This window comes from Mesorhizobium sp. B283B1A, from assembly GCF_020165735.1.
Taxonomy (GTDB): domain Bacteria; phylum Pseudomonadota; class Alphaproteobacteria; order Rhizobiales; family Rhizobiaceae; genus Mesorhizobium; species Mesorhizobium opportunistum.
Map to the genome: position 1 here is coordinate 1 of NZ_JAIUIQ010000020.1, position 18,823 is coordinate 18,823.

Below are 18,823 nucleotides of genomic sequence, written 5' to 3' on the forward strand. Positions count from 1 at the left end.
GGGGGAGAGGTGGCGCTGCGAAGCAGCGACGGAGTGGGGGAACCACCTGGCAACCATCTCTCCCTTTGGATGTGGAAAAGGAAGGCTACGCATGACGCGCCCCGCCATCTCCAGGAAAACATCATGGCCCCGTTGGGCCAGGCGCGGCCTGATGGAAAACATCGCCACGGCGCTGATCGCCATCGGCTTCCTGATGCTGTTCCAGCCCTTCGCGCTGTCGCTCTACACCTATTCCTTCATCACCATGCTCGCCGGCACCGTGATGTTCATCATCGTCTCGAAGTTCCCGGAATAATCATGGCCGAAATCCGCGTCCAACATTTGAGAAAGGCCTTCGGCGATTTCGTCGCCGTACAGGATTCCAACTTCGTCGTGGAGGATGGCGAGTTCTTCGTCATGCTTGGGCCGTCGGGCTGCGGCAAGACGACGACCTTGCGCATGATCGCCGGGCTCGAACTGCCGACCGGCGGCGAGATCCTGCTCGGCGGCGACGACGTCACCATGCTGCGGGCCCGCGAGCGCGACATCGCCTTCGTGTTCCAGCTGTTCGCGCTCTACCCACACATGAATGTGCGCAAGAACATCGGCTTTCCGCTCCTGGCGCAAGGCATGCCGGCGGCCGAAATCCGAACCCGGGTCGAGGAAACGGCAAAACTCCTGCGCATTGATCATCTGCTCAACAAATCCGTCTCGGGCCTTGCCGGCGGCGACCGCCAGCGCGTGGCGCTCGGCCGCGCCATCGTGCGGCGTCCGAAATGCTTCCTAATGGATGAACCGCTCGGCACGCTCGATACCGAATTCCGCGATCTGATGGTTCATGAGCTGCGCGAGCTGCACAACCGCATCCACGCCACCACGGTCTATGTCACGCACGACCAGATGGAAGCGATGTCGATGGCCGACAAGATCGCTGTGATGAACCACGGCGTCATCGAACAGTTCGGAACACCTCGCGAAATCTACGATCGCCCGGCGACGATGTTCGTCGCCGACTTCATAGGTTCGCCGCCGATGAATTTCCTCGGCTTCGGTGGCGGGCTGACCAAGGGCGCGAAGGAGATCGTCGTCCAGGGCGCGAAAGTCGCGGTGCCCGAGGTGCGCGAGGACATCGCGCCGGCCGATATGGCGCTTGGCATCCGGCCTGAGCATATCCGCTTCGACGACGCCTCGAAGCTTCGCGGCGCCATCTACGGCACCGAATATCTCGGCACGACGCAGATCGTCGCGGTGGAAACGGCGGACGGCATTATCAAGGCGCGGGTGCCGGCCGAAATCCGGCTCAACGCCGGCGATCATGTCGGCCTTACGTTGAACAGCGCGCGGCTGTCGCTGTTCGACAAGGGATCGGGCCGCGCGGTGAGAACCGCTGTTCACGATACCGCCTCTCAAGGGAGAGCGCAGCATGGCTGACGTCCATATCAAGAACGTGACCAAGAGCTTTGGCGAGCATGTCGCCGTCGACGGTCTGGACCTGCACATAGAAGACGGCGAATTCGTCGTGCTGCTTGGGCCGACGGGGGCCGGCAAGACGACGACGCTGCGCCTGATCGCCGGGCTGGAGCGGCCGGATAGCGGCACGATCGAAATCGGCGGCCACAATGCGACGACGCTGTCGCCGGCCGAGCGCGACACCGCCTTCGTGTTCCAGCAATACTCGCTCTATCCGCATCTGTCGGTGTTCGACAATCTCGCCTTTCCGCTGCGCTCGCCGGCCCGGAAAATACCGGAGGACCAGATCCGCCGCCGGGTCGAGGAGGTGGCGAAGATGGTGCGCATCCATCACAAGCTCGCCAACCGCTCGACCAAGCTGTCGGGCGGCGAAATGCAGCGCGTCGCCATCGGCCGCGCGCTGGTGCGCAAGCCCGCCATCTATCTGATGGACGAGCCGCTGTCGTCGCTCGACGCCAAGCTGCGCGCGGATCTCAGGCTCGAGCTGAAGCGCATCCAGTCCGAACTTGGCGCCACCATGCTCTACGTCACGCATGACCAGATCGAGGCGATGACGATGGCCGACCGCATCGGCATCCTTGCGGACGGCGTGCTGGTGCAGATCGGGTCGCCGAGAACGATCTATTCCGAGCCGGCGAACCTGCATGTCGCGGCAAGGCTCGGCCAGCCGGCGATCAATCTGCTGCCGACGGGGCTGCTGCCCGATGGCGGCGCGCCGGCCGGCACCAGGACGATCGGCGCGCGCACCGAACATTTGACGATCGAAAAAGCCATGAATGGCCATGCCGACGGCGTCGTCGACTGGGTCGAGCATCTCGGCGACCAGAACCACCTGCATGTGACGGTCGGCCCGAAGAAACTGGTGACGCTGACCGACCCGGACACGGATCTGGCGCAAGGCGACAGAGTGGTGATCCGCTACCGCTCGCCGCTCTATTTCGGCGCCGACGGACAACGACTGATGTGAACGGTTTTCGGTGTTTTCCCCAAAGGATAATGCCGGCTTCTGATTGACGATTGCGAATACGGGACGAATTCGATGAAGCACTTTTTCAACCGCAGGGAAACGATCGTCACCGAGGCGCTGGATGGCCTGTTGCGGACCATCGGCTCAGGCGAACTGGCGCGCCTCGACGGCTATCCCGAGCTCAAGGTCGTGCTGCGCGCCGACTGGGACAAGTCGAAGGTCGGCGTCGTTTCCGGCGGCGGCGCCGGGCACGAGCCTTCGCATGCGGGCTTTGTCGGCAAGGGCATGCTGACGGCGGCGGTCTCCGGCGAGATCTTCGCCTCACCGAGCGTCGAGGCGGTGCTGGCGGCCATCCGCACAGTCACCGGACCGGCTGGCTGCCTGCTGATCGTCAAGAACTACACCGGCGACCGTCTCAATTTCGGCCTGGCCGCCGAGAAGGCGCGCGCCGAAGGCTTTCGCGTCGAGATGGTGATCGTCGCCGACGACATCGCATTGCCCGACATCGCCCAGCCGCGCGGTGTTGCCGGCACCTTGTTCGTGCACAAGATCGCGGGACACCTGTCGGATATCGGCCACGACCTGGCCGATATCGCGACAGCGGCGCGGGCAGCGGCGAAGGACATCGTCTCGCTCGGCATGTCGCTGTCCTCCTGCTCCATCCCGGGCCAGCCTCACGAAGACAGGTTCGGGGCCGATGATGGCGAGCTCGGCCTCGGCATCCATGGCGAGCCGGGCGTCGAGCGCATCGCGGTGCAAAGCGCCGACAGGCTGGTGGCGATCATGGCGGAGCGCCTGGCGGTGCGGCTCGATCCGAAGGCCGCCTATGCCTTGCTGATCAACAATCTCGGCTCCGTGCCGCCGCTCGAAATGTCTGTTATCGCCAATGCAGTGCTTGCCTCGCCGCTCGGCAAGGCGGTCAAACTGACCGTCGGGCCCGGCCCGCTGATGACGGCACTCAACATGAACGGCTTCTCGCTGTCGCTGATCCAGCTCGACGCCGCGCGTGAGACAGCCTTGCTGGCGCCGGTCGGTCCGCATGCCTGGATGCCGGCCAAGCCGGTCGCAGCGCCTGCCATCGTGCCAATGGCGAAAGCAGCTGGACAAAGTGCTGCATACAAGGCCAGCCAGGATGCCGGCACCAGGCGCGTGATCGTCACGGTCTGCGAAAGGCTGATTTCGCTTGAAGCCACGTTGAACGGGCTCGACGCCAAGGCGGGCGACGGCGACACCGGCTCGACGGTGGCGACCGGCGCGCGCAGCATCCTCGAACGTCTCGATACGCTGCCGCTTGCCGAGCCTGCGGCAACCCTTGGGGCAATAGGTGACGTCCTGAGCGCATCGATGGGCGGCTCCAGCGGGGTGCTGCTGTCGATCTTCTTCACCGCGGCGGCGCAGGCTCTGGATGGCGGCGCTGATGTGGCCAAGGCGCTGCTTGCCGGCCTCGAGCGAATGACTTTTTATGGCGGCGCACAGCTTGGCGACCGCACGATGGTCGATGCCCTGGAGCCAGCCCTGAAAGCGCTCGACGCCAACGGGCTGGAAGAAGCGGCGGCGGCGGCCCGGCGCGGCGCCGAGGCGACTGCCGCCATGGAGAAGGCGAAGGCCGGGCGGTCGGCCTATGTCGGCAGCCAGTTGCAGGGCGTGGCCGATCCCGGCGCCCATGCCGTGGCCGAGGTGTTCGCGGCGGCCGCCACGCTGCTTGTCGCGGCCTGATCCATGCACCCGTTGCCGAATGACCGTTCTTTCGCTACTGCCGGCAAGGTGGCAACCGGGAGTCTGGGCGACATGGCGATGTTGAACCTTGCCAGGCTGGTCGCGGCCGCGGCGGATACGATCGCTGCCCACGCCGAGGAATTGACTGCGCTCGACCAGGCGATCGGCGATGGCGACCATGGGCTGAACATGAAGCGCGGGTTCGAGGCCGTGCGGGCCGAGGCGGATGCGTTCGCGGCAAAGCCGCTGCCCGAGGCCTTGAAGGCGATCGGGACCAAGCTGGTGATGACGGTGGGCGGCGCTTCCGGTCCGTTGTTCGGCACATTGTTCATGGCGCTCGGCAAGGAGATTTCGGCGGAGCCCGATCGCGCCAATCTGACGGCTGCCTTCGGCAAGGCGATCGAAGCGGTGGCGGCGCGCGGCAAGTCGCAGGTTGGCCAAAAAACCATGCTCGATGTGCTGCAGCCGGTGCATGACGCATTGACCGGGGACAAGACCGCGGCCGAGATAGCCGACATCGCCGACGCTGCGGCCGAGGCGACCGTGCCGATGAAGGCTCAGCGTGGCCGCGCCTCGTTCCTCGGCGACCGCTCGATCGGCCATATGGATCCCGGCGCGCGCTCGACGGCGCTGCTGGTGCGCACGGTGGGACAAGCGATCGGGGAAAGCGCATGAGCAATGTCGGGATCGTGATCGTGTCGCATTCGCCGCTGGTCGCGGAAGGCACGGCCGACATGGTGCGCCAGATGGTGGGCGACGAAGTGCCGCTTGCATGGTGCGGCGGAAACGGCCATGGCGGGCTCGGCACCAATGTCGAGGCGATCATGGGCGCCATCGACAAGGCTTGGTCGGAAGCCGGCGTCGCCATACTGGTCGATCTCGGCGGCGCCGAGACCAACTCGGAAATGGCGGTGGAGATGATCGGCGAACCCCGCGCGCAGAAGATCATCGTCTGCAACGCGCCGATCGTCGAAGGCGCGGTGATGGCCGCGACCGAGGCGTCCGGCGGCGCCTCGCTTCGGGAAGTGGTTGCGACGGCGCATGAATTGTCGCCGTCGTGAGTAAACGGGAATTTTGAAAGACATGTCCGCAGCCGCCGAAGCGACCGTCCTGATCACCCATGATGTGGGCCTGCATGCGCGTCCTTCGGTGAAATTCACCAAGCTCGCCAAGACCTTTGCCGCCGACGTGGAAATAGCGCTTGCCGCCAACGGGCCGTGGTTCGACGCCAAGAGCATCGTCAAGGTGATGGCGGCCAAGGCGCCGAAGGGCACGGTGCTGCACATCAGGGCCAGCGGCGACGGCGCCAATAATGCCGTCGACGCGCTGGTCGAACTGGTGCGGCGCGATTTCGACGAGGGTGCCGGTCATGTCCGGTCGGCGTGAGGCCGGCCCACGTCTGCATCGACCCGCGGGGGATGCGGGCCATGCGGATTGAGGGTGTACCGGCCTCGGCCGGCTATGCCGAGGGGCCGCTGTTCGAGCTCGACCGGCCGCCGGCAGTCTACACCAGCAAAGCCACTCCCGAGGAGGAGAAGGCGTCACTGAGGGCGGCGATCGGCAAGGCGGTGAGCCGGCTCATGACCATGGCCGGAACCGCCGACAGCGACGCCGCCGGCATCCTCGAATTCCACATCGCCATGCTGGAAGACGATGCGCTGAGCGGACCAGCTTTCGCGTCGATCGATTCCGGACGGACCGCCGATGCGGCCTGGCGGCAGGCACTCGACGGCGAGATCGCCGGCTATGAAGCCTCCGACCAGGATTATTTTCGCGCCCGTGCCGGAGACCTGCGCGATATCAGGGACCAGGTGCTGCATGCCCTGACCGATGACGGTGGCAACACAGCCCCGGCCGGCGCCATTCTCTATGGCGAGGACATCGCGCCGACGCGTTTTCTCGAAACCGATTGGAGCAGCGGCGGCGGCATCGCGCTGAAGGCGGGCAGCACCGCCAGCCATGTCGCCATGCTGGCGCGCTCACGCGGCGTACCGATGATCGTGAGCCTACGCGAACCACCCGCCGGTCTGGCCGGCATGGCGCTGCTCGACGCCGAGCACGGCAATATCGTGCTGGTGCCCTCGCCGGCCGAGATTGGCTCTTTCCGGCAGTCGTCCTCTTCCTTCGCGGCCCGCCAGGGCAAGGCGCAGACCTTTCTGGCAAGGCCGGCGCTGACCAAAGCCGGCACGGCGGTGCGCGTCCAGGTCAACATCGCCGACCCATCCGATGTCGACGCAATCGACATCGCGACCTGCGACGGTGTCGGGCTGATGCGCACGGAATTCCTGTTCGGCAAGACGTTGCCGGATGAGGAGACCCAGTATCGCGCCTATCGCAAGGTGCTGGAATGGGCCGGCGACAAGCCGGTGACGATCCGCACCGTCGATGCCGGCGGCGACAAGCCGGTGCCGGGCTTCACCGTCGAGGAAGGCAACCCATTCCTCGGCCTGCGCGGGATCAGGCTGTCGCTGGCGCGGCTCGATATCTTCCGTGTTCAGATCAGGGCATTGCTGCGCGCCGCGCCACACGGCAATCTCAGGGTCATGTTTCCGATGATCGCCACGGCCGAGGAGTATGAGCGCGCAGCCGCCTTGTTCGCTGACGAACAGGCAACCCTTGCCGCGCGCGGCACAGGGCAGCGGATGCCGCCGCTCGGCATCATGGTCGAAGTGCCGTCGGTGGCCATCGCGCCGGAGGCCTTGGCCGGCGCGGCCTTCTTCTCGATCGGCTCCAACGATTTGACGCAATATGTGATGGCGGCGGCGCGCGACAATGCCGCGGTCGCGCATCTCAATTCTGTCAGGCATCCCGCGGTGCTGCGGCTGATCGGCTCGGTCGCCGCCTTCGGACGGGACAATGGTATTCCCGTCAGCCTGTGCGGCGATGCCGGCGGCGATCCCGCCTCGATCCCGGCGCTGCTCGAGGCCGGCTTGCGCGATCTCTCCGTGGCGCCGGCGCAACTCGCCATGGCCAAGGCGGCCATCGCGGACATTTCGGTGTAGGCGTGGCAGGCATGGTCGACAAGACGCCCGAACCCGGTTCCGAAGAAGCGATCCGCGCCTACAAGACGATCCTGTCGCATGTCATCGACCAGCGGCCGTCCGGCATGCGACAGCGTCTCGCCGACGCGCTCGGCAAGCACCGCAGCTTCGTCACGCAAATCTCCAGTCCGACCTATTCGATCCCGATTCCGTCAAAACATTTGCCGGCAATTTTCTCCGTCTGCCATTTCAGCCCGGCCGAACGCGATCAGTTCCTCGCCGCCTACCATCAGGCGCATCCGGGAAAAATGTCGGTCGCGGCAGGCATGCGCAAGACGCGGCATGTTTCGCTTGTCGTGCCGGATTTCGGCGACGACAAGCAGAACGCCGCGCTCGACAGGGCGGTCAACGACTTCATCCAGAAGATCACCAGCATCACCGGCAAGGGTGGCGGCTGACCATTCTTGCCGGACTGTTTGGGAGGACGCCATGAAGAAATTTATGAATTCGGTGGACACGGTGCTGACCGAGAGCCTCGACGGTTTCGTCGCCGCCCATGCCGATATCCTGGCACTTGGCGAGGAGCATAAATTCATCCGTCGCAGAACCCTGCGGCCAGGCAAGGTGGCGCTGATCTCCGGCGGCGGTTCCGGCCACGAGCCGCTGCATGGCGGCTTTGTCGGCCATGGCATGCTGGACGCCGCCTGCCCCGGCCAGGTGTTCACCTCGCCAACGCCCGACCAGATGCTGGCGGCGGCGCAGGCAGTCGACACCGGCGCCGGTTGCCTGTTCATCGTCAAGAACTATGAGGGCGACGTGATGAACTTCGACATGGCGGCGGAAATGTCCGATGGCGTCCTGCAGGTGGTGACCAATGACGACGTCGCCGTCGAGAATTCATCCTACACGACAGGCCGGCGCGGCGTCGCCGGCACGCTGGTGGTCGAAAAGATCGTCGGCGCGGCGTCCGAACAAGGCATGGCGTTGCCGGCGTTGAAGGCGCTGGGCGACCGGGTCAATGCCGCCACTCGCTCGATGGGCGTGGCGCTGACCAGCGGCACGGTGCCGGCGGCCGGCAAGCCGACCTTCGACATCGGCGACGGCGAGATGGAGTTTGGCGTCGGCATCCATGGAGAACCCGGCCGCCGGCGCGATACGTTGAAGAGCGCTGACGCCATCGCCGAGGAAATCTGCGCCGCGATCCTGGGCGATCTCGGTGACAAGGCGGAAGGCCCGGCGCTGCTGTTCGTCAACGGCTTCGGCGGCACGCCGCTGATGGAGCTCTACTTGATGTACAACAGCGCGCGTCGTATCTTCGAGAGGCATGGCGTGACGATTGCCCGCTCGCTGGTCGGCACCTATGTCACCTCGCTCGACATGGCCGGCTGCTCTGTCACGCTGACCATGCTCGACGATGAAATGACCGGCTGGTGGGACGCGCCCGTCCACACGGCAGCACTGCGGTGGGGCATGTAGCGCTGGCTTCCACAGCGCTTTTCTGCAACCATCCTGGGCCGTCCACTTGGCGCCCGGGGCTGATGCTGCCATTCCTCAACTCCGCCGAAGAAAAACTGCTGCTGCGCTTCGCCGATCCGGAGGCCGCGGCAGTCGAGGACGATTTGTCGGCAGAGGCTTTGTCGGCACTGCTCGACAACGCGGAGTTTCATGGCGTTCTGCCGATCATGCTGCGCAAGCTCCATGAACGTGGCAACACGCATCTGACATCGGATGCGAACGTGCAGAGCAAACTTCACGAACTGCGCCAGAAAGCGCCGATCGCCACCGGCCAATCGATGCTGCTGAATTACCATGGCGGCCGCATCATGAAGGTGCTCGCCGCCGAGGGCATTCCGGCGCGGATCGTCAAGGGCCCGGTCTTTGCGGGAAAGCTCTATCGCCACGTCACCGACAGGCCGTTCACCGACATCGACATCCTCGTAGAGCCGGCCAACCTTGCACGGGCAAACCGGGCGATCGCTTCATGCGGCTTCGAGCTCGGCAGCAACGAGGCCGAATCCTACCATCTGCAGGAATTCAAATGGCTGGAAAAGGGGAATTCGAGCCTGCTGGTCGAACTGCATGGCGACCTCGTGCACGACACCGGCATGCGGCGACGCCTGTCGTTGGGTTTCCGGGAATTGCAGGTCATCGATGGAGAGGCGATAGACACCCCTGCCGCGCTGTTGACGATCGCCATCGTGCATGCCGCTGGCGGCCACAAATTCCACCGGTTGCAGCTCTGTGTCGATGTGCTGCAGGGCGTACGGGCACTGCAGTCCCCCGAAGCGGAAGCCCGCCTGCTCGACGCGGCCCGCATGACCGGCATCGAACTCGAACTGGCGATCGTGCTCAACGTGACCGGCGAGCTGTTCGGCGAGCGCCGAGCGCTTGAACTCGCCGGCCGCATCGAACCCGACCTCTCGATACGGCTGGCCAAACGGCTGATCACCACGAACACGCTGCTCAGGGTCAATTCGAGGGAGAAGATCGGCTCACGCCTGCGGCGTGATGCCTTCCGCTGGATCCAGCGGCTGGCCAAGGCCAGGCCATACCCAGCCTGAAGCTCCGGCTCAGTCCTGCCTGGCCAATGTGGCATTGATCAGCGCCGCGGCGTCGGCCGGGTGGGCACCGACTTCCAGCGTGAAGGTCGGCACCGACGAGACCAGCTTGCCGATCGTCGCCAGCCGGCGTTTCTGCAGCGGCAGCAGGCCGGTCATGCCGGTGCGGACGTTGTCCATCGCCAGCGCCACCATCGCGTCGGTGCGGGCCATGGCGACGAGCCGCGTCTGACTGTCGGCGGAGCGCGCCAGGTGCAGGAGGGCGGCCACGGGTCGGGCCACCGGGCTTTCGATCCGCACGATCTCGCTCAACCGCTCCAGCGAGACCGCCTGCTCGCCATTGCGGTCCCAGGAGGGGCCAAGGCATGGCGCCACCTGCGGGATCATTTCGGCGGTTATCTGGTGGATCTTGACGTGCCTCGGCAGACCCCAGGCCACCGGCTTGCCCGAAGTCAGATCCAGGATCATGGCGTCGTCGGAACAGAGGCCAAAGCCTTGCGTCGCCAGCGCCAGCGACGTGGTGGTCTTGCCGGTGCCGCTCGGCGCATGGATCAGCACGACGGCATCACGGCCCGGCAATGTCAGGCCGGCCGTGTGCAGCATATGCTGGCCGCCGGCGTCGAGGGCGGCGTCCAGAACCAGCATCGATGGCGTCCAAGCGGCTTTCGTGCCGGGCCGAACCCGGAGTTTGGCCCAAGCTTCCTCGTCATTGATGGCTACGGTCTGGCGTCCGGGAAAGACGAGGTGGATCGTGGCGCCATCGGCGATCATCCGGCAGTGGCCGTCCTCCGGTATCTCGCCGTCGAAGACCAGCGAACCGCCGGGAGCCTCATCCAGAACGTCCGCCTCAGCGATATCGAGGCGAAAGCCCGGCTCGACGGGATCCGTGATGCGCAGGACGCCCAGCATCCTGTCGAAATCCTCCCATAGCTCGGGACGTTCGGCCGATATGCCGAGGATCTGGCCGTTGAGGCCATAGCAGGCAGAGCGCATGGTCAAGCGGGGCGCACCTTTGTGGGGTCGGCATGGTGACGATAGATCTCCACCATGCCCGGAAGGCGATCGCTGACCACCGGCCTGCCATCAAGACAAACCCAGCAATGCGCCGACAGATGCGGTGCCTGCAGCGACTTCGGATCAACGCCGAAGCGCAGCTCCGGATCGAAACCGGCGAGACGCAGGAAGCGATGGCCGAGCAGCCCCTCGCGCAGGCATCTGCGGTCGCGCATCAGCCAGGGATGGCGGACGGTGCGGTTGACCCTGGCGACGATGTAGGCGGCCGGCAGACCGCGATAGGGTGTCGACGAGGCCAGCGGCGCCCATTTCAGCACCTGCTCGAAGCTGCGGTTTGCGATGAGGACCGGCATCAGCCGCGCGCTTGCCCAGAGATGGCATCGAAACAGGGCACGCAGGAGCGGACCGTCGGCCATCACGCACCTAGCTCCATCACGCACCTACCTCCATCACGCAGTTGGGGCGGCGAGGATGCCTTCCGAGACCAGTTCGGTGGCCAGCGCCGCCATGTCTTCGTCCAACGTGCCCTTGTCGACCTCGAACTCCTCGCAAAGCAGGCCGACGATCTGATCGAGACTGCGCGCGCCGTCGACCTTGTCGAGAAAGGCTTCGGTCGTGCCGTTGCATGTATAAAGCTGGCCGCTGCGCGCCAAAAGCACGACGGCACCGTCGCCGACATGCTGGACCGAAGCGTCGTCGGCCAGCCGCAGAACCGTTCCAGAGGCAATTTCCATCACCAACCCCACCAAGCCATAAGAACCCCGAAATGAGATAGCGCGGCGGTGGAGCGCTGTCTATCGGCCGGCGGGGGATGGGCTCGTGCGCCTTGCGTCCGCGACAGATCCCGTGCCGGCTGCAAAATGCCTCCACCACCTGTTCCAGCCGAAATCATCCCAGAAATGGTCGTCGGCGCGACGCCGCAGACAAGGGAGTTGGCCGGCGGGACCGTTGCTTTTCTTCCCCAGAGTAAGGTAAGGACTCCCGGGGTTTTGGGGAGATAGCGTATGCGTTACAACTGGGAGCGGGCTCCGACGACTTTCGAACGTCATCGAAAAGCGATGGCAGCAGCCATTTTGATCTTCGGCGGCGTAGGCCTCATGCTTGTGGCCCTGCCGATCTAGTGCAATCGGCATTTGCCCAATGAATACCGGCTGTTAAGCGGTCCCACCGACCTTCAGCGAGGCTGCCCGGTCACGGCAATGAAACGGCGGTCGCGCCCTTCAAAGCCCTGACTGAAGCGCTGCACGAGCACAACGATCACCGCCGGTTTGCCGACAGGGGTGAATTCATAGGATTCCGACAGGCTGTAGGAGGTCGGGCAGTTCCTCGACCCGGGCACGGCCTTGTCTTCGTGCAGGGTCTTGAACGGCTTGCCGTCCTGGCCTTGCAAGGTCAGCCGGAAGCCGAGCGCCTTGCCTGGTTTAACGCCTTGTAGCGCCTGGTCGCCCTGCTGGATGTCATTGAAACTCGCTGAGCAATCGATCGCACTGTTGGCCAGGATCTCATCGAGCCGGATGGTTGAAATCTCGGTCTCGTCATAGAGCGGCGAAAGCCATTTCTGCGACACCTGCTCAAGACGCAAAATGTCGTTGTAGCCGACGATCTCGCCGGGAAAGGTGAACTTGTCGGATGCTGTTTGCATGCCGCGCGATGCAATAGCGTACTTCGCCAGGATCGGCGCCGCCTTGGCAGCCGCTTGCGCCCTGGCCTGTTCCAGGGTCAGTGTCGACTCCTCGGTTTCGTCGACGACGAGAATGGGCTTGCCGCCAACGAACTGGTCGGTTCGGGTGTCGATGATGTCGATCTCCGAGTAGCCTGAATCCGACGCGCCGGCGTCGAGCATTCCATACTGCTCGAAGGCGAAATAGGCGCCATCGGCCGAGAAGCCGATGATGCGCCGTGCCGCGGCATCCCCGGCGCGGGCGACACCGGCCGAGACAACGATCGCCGTACCGACCGCCAGCGTAACCAGCGGCCACGCCGCGATCGACCACCAATGGCGCATTCGTTCGCATCCTCCCCGCCGATACGGCAGTTCACGACACCGCGCCTCCCTGGTCAAGCCAGGGAACGTCTCAGACGAAAATCAGGGAAGACAGCGCCGGAAAAAACAGCATAGGCTGTATGCAAAGACGGCAAATCGTTCCTGGGGAGGTACGGATGGCTTCACGCTATCACGAGGTCTATGAGGGTTGGAGACGCGATCCGGAAAAATTCTGGGCGGACGCGGCCGGCGCCATCGACTGGTATTCGCCTTGGGACAAGGTGTTCGATGCCAGCGCAGGCGTCTACGGCCGCTGGTTCACCGGCGCGACCTGCAACACCTGCTACAACGCCATCGACCGGCACGTCGCCGGCGGGCGCGCCGACCAGATCGCGCTGATCCACGACAGCGCCATCACCGGAACGGTGAAAAAATTCACCTATGCCGAGCTGAAGCGCGAGGTGGTGGCGCTGACCTCGGTGCTGAAGAACCGTGGCGTCGGCAAGGGCGACCGCGTCATCATCTACATGCCGATGGTGGCGGAGGCGGCCATCGCCATGCTCGCCTGCGCCCGGATCGGCGCGGTGCATTCGGTCGTGTTCGGCGGCTTTGCCTCGCATGAATTGGCCACCCGCATCGACGACGCCAGGCCCAAACTGATCATATCGGCCTCTTGCGGGCTGGAGCCGGGCCGCATCGTCGCCTACAAGCCGCTGCTCGACAAGGCGATCGAGATGTCCCGCCACAAGCCGGACGCCTGCCTGATCCTGCAGCGCGACCAGCTACGTTGCGAGCTGAAGGACCATTTCGACATCGACTATGCCGATGCCGTTGCCCGCGAGCGGGCGGCCGGCGCCAATGTCGACTGCGTGCCGGTGCTCGCCACCGACCCGCTCTACATCATCTACACGTCCGGCACGACCGGCCAACCCAAGGGCATCGTGCGCGACAATGGCGGCCACATGGTCGCACTGAAATGGACGATGGGAAACGAGTTCGGCGTCAAGCCGGGCGAAGTGTTCTGGGCGGCATCCGATGTCGGCTGGGTCGTCGGCCATTCCTACATCGTCTACGGACCGCTGCTGCATGGCTGCACCAGCATCCTGTTCGAAGGCAAGCCGATCGGCACGCCCGATGCCGGCACCTATTGGCGGGTGATCGCGGAACACGGCGTGGTCGCGCTGTTCACCGCGCCGACCGCTTTTCGGGCGATCAAGGGCCAAGACCCCAAAGGCGAGTTCGTTGCCAAATACGACCTCTCCAAATTCCGCACGCTGTTCCTCGCCGGCGAGCGCGCCGACCCCGAAACCATCAAATGGGCGGAGCAAAAGCTCAACGTGCCGGTGGTCGACCATTGGTGGCAGACCGAGACCGGCTCGCCGATGACGATCAACCCGGCAGGCCTCGGGCTGCTGCCGGTAAAATACGGCTCGCCCGGCGTGCCGATGCCCGGCTATGACATACGCGTGCTCGACGATGCCGGCCACGAGGTGACGCGCGGCACGCTGGGCAATGTGGTGGTCAAGCTGCCGCTGCCGGCGGGCTGCCTGCCAACGCTGTGGCATGCCGACCAGCGGTTCCGCCAAGCCTATCTCGACGAGTTCCCCGGCTTCTACAAGACGGCCGATGCCGGCATGATCGACGAGGATGGCTATCTCTATGTCATGGCCCGCACCGACGACATCATCAATGTCGCCGGCCACCGGCTGTCGACCGGCGCCATGGAAGAGGTGCTGGCCGCCCATCCCGATGTCGCCGAATGCGCTGTCGTCGGCATCGCCGACGCCATGAAGGGCCAAATTCCGCTCGGCTTCGTGGTGCTGAATGCCGGTGTCGCGCGTGACGGCGGCACCATCGAGAAGGAGGTCGTCGCGCTGGTGCGCGAGCGCATCGGCCCGGTCGCCGCCTTCAAGACCGTGGTGACGATCAAGCGCTTGCCCAAGACGCGGTCAGGCAAGATCCTGCGCGGGACCATGCAGAAGATCGCCGACAAGGAGGAATGGACCATGCCGGCGACCATCGACGACCCGGTCATCCTCGACGAGATCGCCGCCGCCATGAAGGAGCGCGGGATCGGGGTCTGAGGCCGCCGGCCGGGAGCGATCCCGCGCAGCCTTGCTTGCCAACAAGCCTATGCCGAATCGGCAAGCAATACTTTTATTGTGCAATGCAGCAACCTCCCTACAGTGGCAAATGGGGGGCCATCCGGCGGTTCGGTATGGCTCAGCAGAAAATTACATTTGGCGGCGTCGACATCCTGCGGTTTCTCGCCGCCGTGCTGGTCATGGTCTACCACTATGGCTTCTGGGTGTGGGCTTATCCCGACGGCATCTCGGCGCAGGCCACGGGCGGCGTTCCCCAGCAGCCGGCAATAGGCGCCTGGGTCGAGTCCGGCTGGGTCGGCGTCGAGATATTCTTCGTCATCAGCGGCTTCGTCATCGCCTTCAGCGCGGAGAATTCGACGCCGCTGCGGTTCTTCGAGGCAAGGGTCAAAAGGCTGGCGCCGGCGGTCTGGATCTGCGCGCCCGTCACCGCCGTGCTGCTGCTCGCCATCGGCCTCAGCTGGCCAACCGATGCGGTGGTCAGGCTGGTCCGCACCGGCCTGTTCGCACCCTATGGCCCGTGGGTGGACAGCGTCTACTGGACGCTCGGCATCGAGATCGCCTTCTACGCCATCGTCTGGGTGCTGCTGCGGCTCGGCCGCTTCCACCTTATGGAGGCGGTCGCCATCGCCATCGGCCTGGTCAGCACGCTGTTCTGGTGCCTCTATTACCCGCTCGGCTGGTCCGACTTCGCCGAAACGCGCTGGCTGCAGCTCGTCCTGGTGCATCATGGCTGCTTCTTCGCTGTCGGCGTGCTGCTCTGGCTGATGCGGTTCAAGGCGCTGACGCCGTCGCGCCTTGGCTTCTGCCTGCTGTTCCTTGGCGGTGGCGTTCTGCAGATCGCCAGTTCGGTCGACGTGCACAGCATCAAGGTCGGGGCCGTGATGCCCTATGCGCCACCGATCCTGATCTTCCTCGTCGCCATCGCCCTGATGGCGTTGTCGCTGCGGCTTCAGCTCTCCTGGAGTGGATGGCGCCGCATCGGCCTGATGACCTATCCGCTCTATCTGATCCACGATGTCATCGGCGCGGCGATGCTTGGCGCCATGGTGCGCGCCGGATTGCCCTATCTCCTGTCGATGGCGGCGGTCGCCGCGACCATGATCGCGGCAAGCTGGCTGGTGGCGACCGAGGCGGAGCCGCGTGTGAGGCTGCTGCTCGACCACACTGTTTTCCGCTACCGGATCAGGGCCGCGTAGGCACCGGCACAACGGCGGGGCATAATGCTCGGCCCTGCCGCCACTGCTTAAGAAATCAATGATGGCGTCGGGCAGCGTCACTGGCAAAGCTTCGAATCCAAACGCAGCTTTGCGCTCACGCTCGCCGGCGCCCAGCATCGCTTCCGTCACGGACCGACGCACCCGCCGACGGCAGAACGCTATAAATTGATCGTCAACCCAGAATGGGATGAGCGCGCGGCTCTCCAGAAAGCCTTTGAAACCGGCCAGCAATCCGTCCGCGAAGGATCGCACCGGTCAGGGTTTTGAGGTCGAGATGGAAACCATCTTCGATTGATTGAAGGCGACGAGCTACCGTCGCGCCTCCCGCACGCTCCATCAACTTGCCGCCGACGAGTTCCTTCGCTTGTCCACCAAAACGTTCCTGGCATACTCGATGCTCGGCGAACATGCTGGCTTCAAGCAATGGCCTACCTCAGACCCGCGCCTTGCTGCGCACTTCCGACTTGTCGAGATAGTAGGCCGAGTACTTGTCGAAGAATTTTTCCGACGCCCCGAACGATCCGTATTTGGCCAGCTTCTTCAGGTCGACCTTGTTCAGCACCGCGCCGACGATCTTGTTGGCGACATAGGGTTCGGATTCCAGCATCGATCGCACCATGGCGCGCGGCGTGCGGCCCCATTCGGTGACCAGCACGAAGCCATCGACAAGCGGCGCGAAGGCCTTGGCGTCGACCACCGGCCCGAGCGGGGGCAGGTCGACGACGATGTATTCGAAGGTCTCCTTGGCGTTCTCGATGAAGCGCCGCATTCCCGCCGAGGAGAGCAGCTCGCTAGTGTGCGAGAAATGCCCGCGCGATACGGCCGGGATGATCGCCAGCTTGGTCTGCCGGTCGATCTTGCCGACGGACTGCCAGGTCTGGCCATTCACCACCGCTTCCATCAAGCCCTGCTCGGCCTCCATGCCGAGGCTGCGGCTGAGGCCCGGATTGCGCAGATCCCCGTCGACCAGCAATGTCTTGGCGCCATTGGCGGCAAGAAGCCCGGCGAGATTGGCCGCGACCGTCGACTTGCCTTCGCCGGGAAGCACCGAGATGACGCCGATGACGCGGCTGCCTTGCCCTTCCATCACGACATCGAACGCGATCTTGGCGCTGCGCAGCGTTTCGGAGAACATCGATGCCGGAGCATCGATGCTCACCCGCATGCGCGCGCGCCTTTCGATGGCGGCCGGCGATCTGGCGACCTTGGCATCCAATTGACCGTCGACCGCCTTGTCCTCCTTGGCGACGGCCTTGCTGCCGATGGTCGGCAGGTAGCCGAGGAACTTGAGGCCGACGCGGTCGCGCACTTCCTCGCCGGTCCGGAAGAACCGCTCGTTGAATTCGTTGAGACCGCCGAAACCGGCGCCCATCAGCATGCCGAGCACGAGCGAAAGTCCAAGCACGATGATGGTGCGTGGGCTCGAGGCGGAGAGCGGCGTCGACGCGTCCGAGATGATGCGGATCTTGCCGACCGGGAAGGATTGCTGCTGCGCGGCTTCCTCGTAACGGCCAAGAAAGGTCTGGTAGAGCGTCGAGAGCGCCGTCGCCTTCTGGTCGAGGTCGCGCAGTTTGACCTGCGACTGGTTGTCGATGGAACTCTTGCCCTGTGCTGCCGCGACGTTGGCCCTGAGCGCGGTCTCGCGCGCCTGCGCAACCTCATATTCGTTGCGATAGTTTTGGGTCAGCTGTTTCAGCTCGCCGAAGATCTGCGCCGAAATGTCGGCCTTTTCCTTGGCGAGCGCCACCGCTTGCGGGTGCTGGGCGCCGAAATTCGCCTCGACATCCTGCTGCCGCTTGGAGACCGCGAGATAGCGGGTCTTGAGTGCCGAGATGAGCGCACCGCTTGGCTGGTCGGACGATATGGCGGCATCCTTGAAGGCGTTTTCGGAGCCGCTGTCGACGATCGACTTGTACTGCTGATAGCGGGCGCTGGCGCGCGCCGTGTCGGCCTGGGCCACGATGAGCTGGGCGTTGAGGTCGGCGAGCTGCTTGTCGCTCATCAACTGGCCATCGCTGTTGGCCGACAGGCCGTGCTCGGCCCTGAATTTTTCGACCGCGAGAGATGCCTGTTGCGAACTTTCGCGCAGTTCCGTCAGCCGGCCCTGCAGCCAGACCGCCGCGCGCTCGGTGGCGTCGAAGCTGGCATCGAGCTGATCGGCAAGATAGGCGTCGGCATAGGCCTTGGTGATCGCGGTCGCCAGCCCCGGATCCGTCGCCTGGTAGCCAAGCGCGATGACGTAGCTTCGCCCGACACGGTCCGCCTGGATTTCATTCTGCAGCTTGAGGATCGCATAGTCGCGCCGCGACGTGGCAATCAGCGCATCGCGAGCGGCGGGGGAGAGCTGGCTGACGTCGCCGACGCCCGGCATGACCGGGCTGGGGCGGACATACTGGATCAGCCCGCGGATGAGGCCGACGCCCTGGGCAAGCGCCGACTGGGGCGGGTTCATGAACGCATCGTTCTGGTCCAGCTTGAGCTTGTCGACGACCACCGCGGCAAGCCGTGTCGAGGTCAGGATCTCGATCTGGCTCAGAATGGCGCTATCGGTCTGCATGGTTGTGGACGCCGCCGAAATGTCATCGACGATCTTGTTCAGACCCTCGTCGATCAGCACGCTGGCGACCGACACATATTTGGGCGGCGTGGTCTGGATATAGAGCAAGCCCAAAAAAAGGCCGATGACGGCACACACGGCGACCACCTTGGCCTGCCGTGCGGCCATGCCAAGCAGCCGCTCGATGTCGATGAAGTCTTCGCCGTCTCCTGCATCCGAATTCGGCAATGGCATCCTCTTGTCGAGAGGAAAGTTGGCATAATTCATCGTCGGTC

19 protein-coding genes are annotated in these 18,823 nt (G+C 64.6%); 13 read left to right on the forward strand and 6 right to left on the reverse strand.

The window, feature by feature from the left end; translation table 11 throughout:
- The first annotated feature begins 91 nt into the window (after window positions 1–91).
- From LB577_RS18265 to LB577_RS18315, 11 genes are all read left to right on the forward strand, one after another.
- Window positions 92–295 (forward strand): hypothetical protein, encoded by a 204-nt coding sequence (locus LB577_RS18265; RefSeq protein WP_224687757.1) that lies wholly within the window; start codon window positions 92–94, stop codon window positions 293–295.
- Between the two features lie 2 nt (window positions 296–297).
- On the forward strand, window positions 298–1,410 hold the full coding sequence (locus tag LB577_RS18270) for an ABC transporter ATP-binding protein (RefSeq protein WP_224687758.1): 1,113 nt from the start codon (window positions 298–300) through the stop codon (window positions 1,408–1,410).
- A complete protein-coding gene (locus LB577_RS18275; RefSeq protein WP_224687759.1) occupies window positions 1,403–2,416 on the forward strand; it encodes an ABC transporter ATP-binding protein in 1,014 nt (337 codons plus the stop codon). Before LB577_RS18270 ends, LB577_RS18275 begins: the two co-directional genes overlap by 8 nt.
- Window positions 2,417–2,488: 72 nt before the next feature.
- A complete protein-coding gene (locus tag LB577_RS18280; protein WP_224687760.1) occupies window positions 2,489–4,132 on the forward strand; it encodes a dihydroxyacetone kinase subunit DhaK in 1,644 nt (547 codons plus the stop codon).
- 72 nt (window positions 4,133–4,204) lie between these two features.
- Window positions 4,205–4,807, forward strand: coding sequence for a dihydroxyacetone kinase subunit DhaL (gene dhaL, locus LB577_RS18285; RefSeq protein ID WP_224687761.1), 603 nt, complete (start codon window positions 4,205–4,207; stop codon window positions 4,805–4,807).
- On the forward strand, window positions 4,804–5,193 hold the full coding sequence (gene dhaM / locus LB577_RS18290; RefSeq protein ID WP_006325214.1) for a dihydroxyacetone kinase phosphoryl donor subunit DhaM: 390 nt from the start codon (window positions 4,804–4,806) through the stop codon (window positions 5,191–5,193). The genes dhaL and dhaM overlap by 4 nt, the downstream gene beginning before the upstream one ends.
- Window positions 5,194–5,215: 22 nt before the next feature.
- Window positions 5,216–5,518, forward strand: a complete 303-nt coding sequence (locus LB577_RS18295; protein WP_224687762.1) for an HPr family phosphocarrier protein — start codon at window positions 5,216–5,218, stop codon at window positions 5,516–5,518.
- Window positions 5,519–5,559: 41 nt separating this feature from the next.
- Window positions 5,560–7,134: a phosphoenolpyruvate--protein phosphotransferase gene (gene ptsP / locus LB577_RS18300; protein ID WP_224687763.1), complete on the forward strand. Its 1,575-nt coding sequence runs from the start codon at window positions 5,560–5,562 to the stop codon at window positions 7,132–7,134.
- Window positions 7,135–7,145: 11 nt separating this feature from the next.
- A complete protein-coding gene (locus tag LB577_RS18305) occupies window positions 7,146–7,571 on the forward strand; it encodes a hypothetical protein (RefSeq protein WP_013891462.1) in 426 nt (141 codons plus the stop codon).
- Between the two features lie 31 nt (window positions 7,572–7,602).
- Complete coding sequence (gene dhaK / locus LB577_RS18310) at window positions 7,603–8,589, forward strand: dihydroxyacetone kinase subunit DhaK (protein ID WP_224687764.1); 987 nt, start codon at window positions 7,603–7,605, stop codon at window positions 8,587–8,589.
- Window positions 8,590–8,651: 62 nt separating this feature from the next.
- Window positions 8,652–9,674 (forward strand): nucleotidyltransferase family protein, encoded by a 1,023-nt coding sequence (locus LB577_RS18315; protein ID WP_224687765.1) that lies wholly within the window; start codon window positions 8,652–8,654, stop codon window positions 9,672–9,674.
- A gap of 9 nt (window positions 9,675–9,683) precedes the next feature.
- Here the strand turns inward: LB577_RS18315 and LB577_RS18320 are convergent, their stop codons facing one another.
- The 4 genes from LB577_RS18320 to LB577_RS18335 all read right to left on the reverse strand — a co-directional run bounded on the left by LB577_RS18320 (window position 9,684) and on the right by LB577_RS18335 (window position 12,690).
- Window positions 9,684–10,664 (reverse strand): serine kinase, encoded by a 981-nt coding sequence (locus LB577_RS18320; protein ID WP_224687840.1) that lies wholly within the window; start codon window positions 10,662–10,664, stop codon window positions 9,684–9,686.
- A 2-nt stretch (window positions 10,665–10,666) separates the two neighbouring features.
- Window positions 10,667–11,101, reverse strand: coding sequence for a lasso peptide biosynthesis B2 protein (locus LB577_RS18325; protein WP_224687766.1), 435 nt, complete (start codon window positions 11,099–11,101; stop codon window positions 10,667–10,669).
- A 33-nt stretch (window positions 11,102–11,134) separates the two neighbouring features.
- Complete coding sequence (locus tag LB577_RS18330; RefSeq protein ID WP_224687767.1) at window positions 11,135–11,419, reverse strand: PqqD family protein; 285 nt, start codon at window positions 11,417–11,419, stop codon at window positions 11,135–11,137.
- A gap of 440 nt (window positions 11,420–11,859) precedes the next feature.
- Window positions 11,860–12,690: a DUF2259 domain-containing protein gene (locus tag LB577_RS18335; protein ID WP_224687768.1), complete on the reverse strand. Its 831-nt coding sequence runs from the start codon at window positions 12,688–12,690 to the stop codon at window positions 11,860–11,862.
- Between the two features lie 155 nt (window positions 12,691–12,845).
- Here LB577_RS18335 and LB577_RS18340 point away from each other — a divergent pair, with 155 nt between their 5' ends.
- Together LB577_RS18340 and LB577_RS18345 are read left to right on the forward strand one after the other, a co-directional pair.
- Window positions 12,846–14,753 (forward strand): propionyl-CoA synthetase, encoded by a 1,908-nt coding sequence (locus tag LB577_RS18340; RefSeq protein ID WP_224687769.1) that lies wholly within the window; start codon window positions 12,846–12,848, stop codon window positions 14,751–14,753.
- 134 nt (window positions 14,754–14,887) lie between these two features.
- Window positions 14,888–15,970, forward strand: coding sequence for an acyltransferase family protein (locus LB577_RS18345; protein WP_224687770.1), 1,083 nt, complete (start codon window positions 14,888–14,890; stop codon window positions 15,968–15,970).
- 193 nt (window positions 15,971–16,163) lie between these two features.
- Here the strand turns inward: LB577_RS18345 and LB577_RS18350 are convergent, their stop codons facing one another.
- Both LB577_RS18350 and LB577_RS18355 read right to left on the reverse strand, forming a co-directional pair.
- Entirely contained in the window at window positions 16,164–16,415 is a 252-nt protein-coding gene (locus tag LB577_RS18350; RefSeq protein ID WP_224687771.1) for a hypothetical protein, read from the reverse strand.
- 9 nt (window positions 16,416–16,424) lie between these two features.
- Complete coding sequence (locus LB577_RS18355) at window positions 16,425–18,815, reverse strand: polysaccharide biosynthesis tyrosine autokinase (RefSeq protein ID WP_224687772.1); 2,391 nt, start codon at window positions 18,813–18,815, stop codon at window positions 16,425–16,427.
- Window positions 18,816–18,823 lie beyond the last annotated feature (8 nt).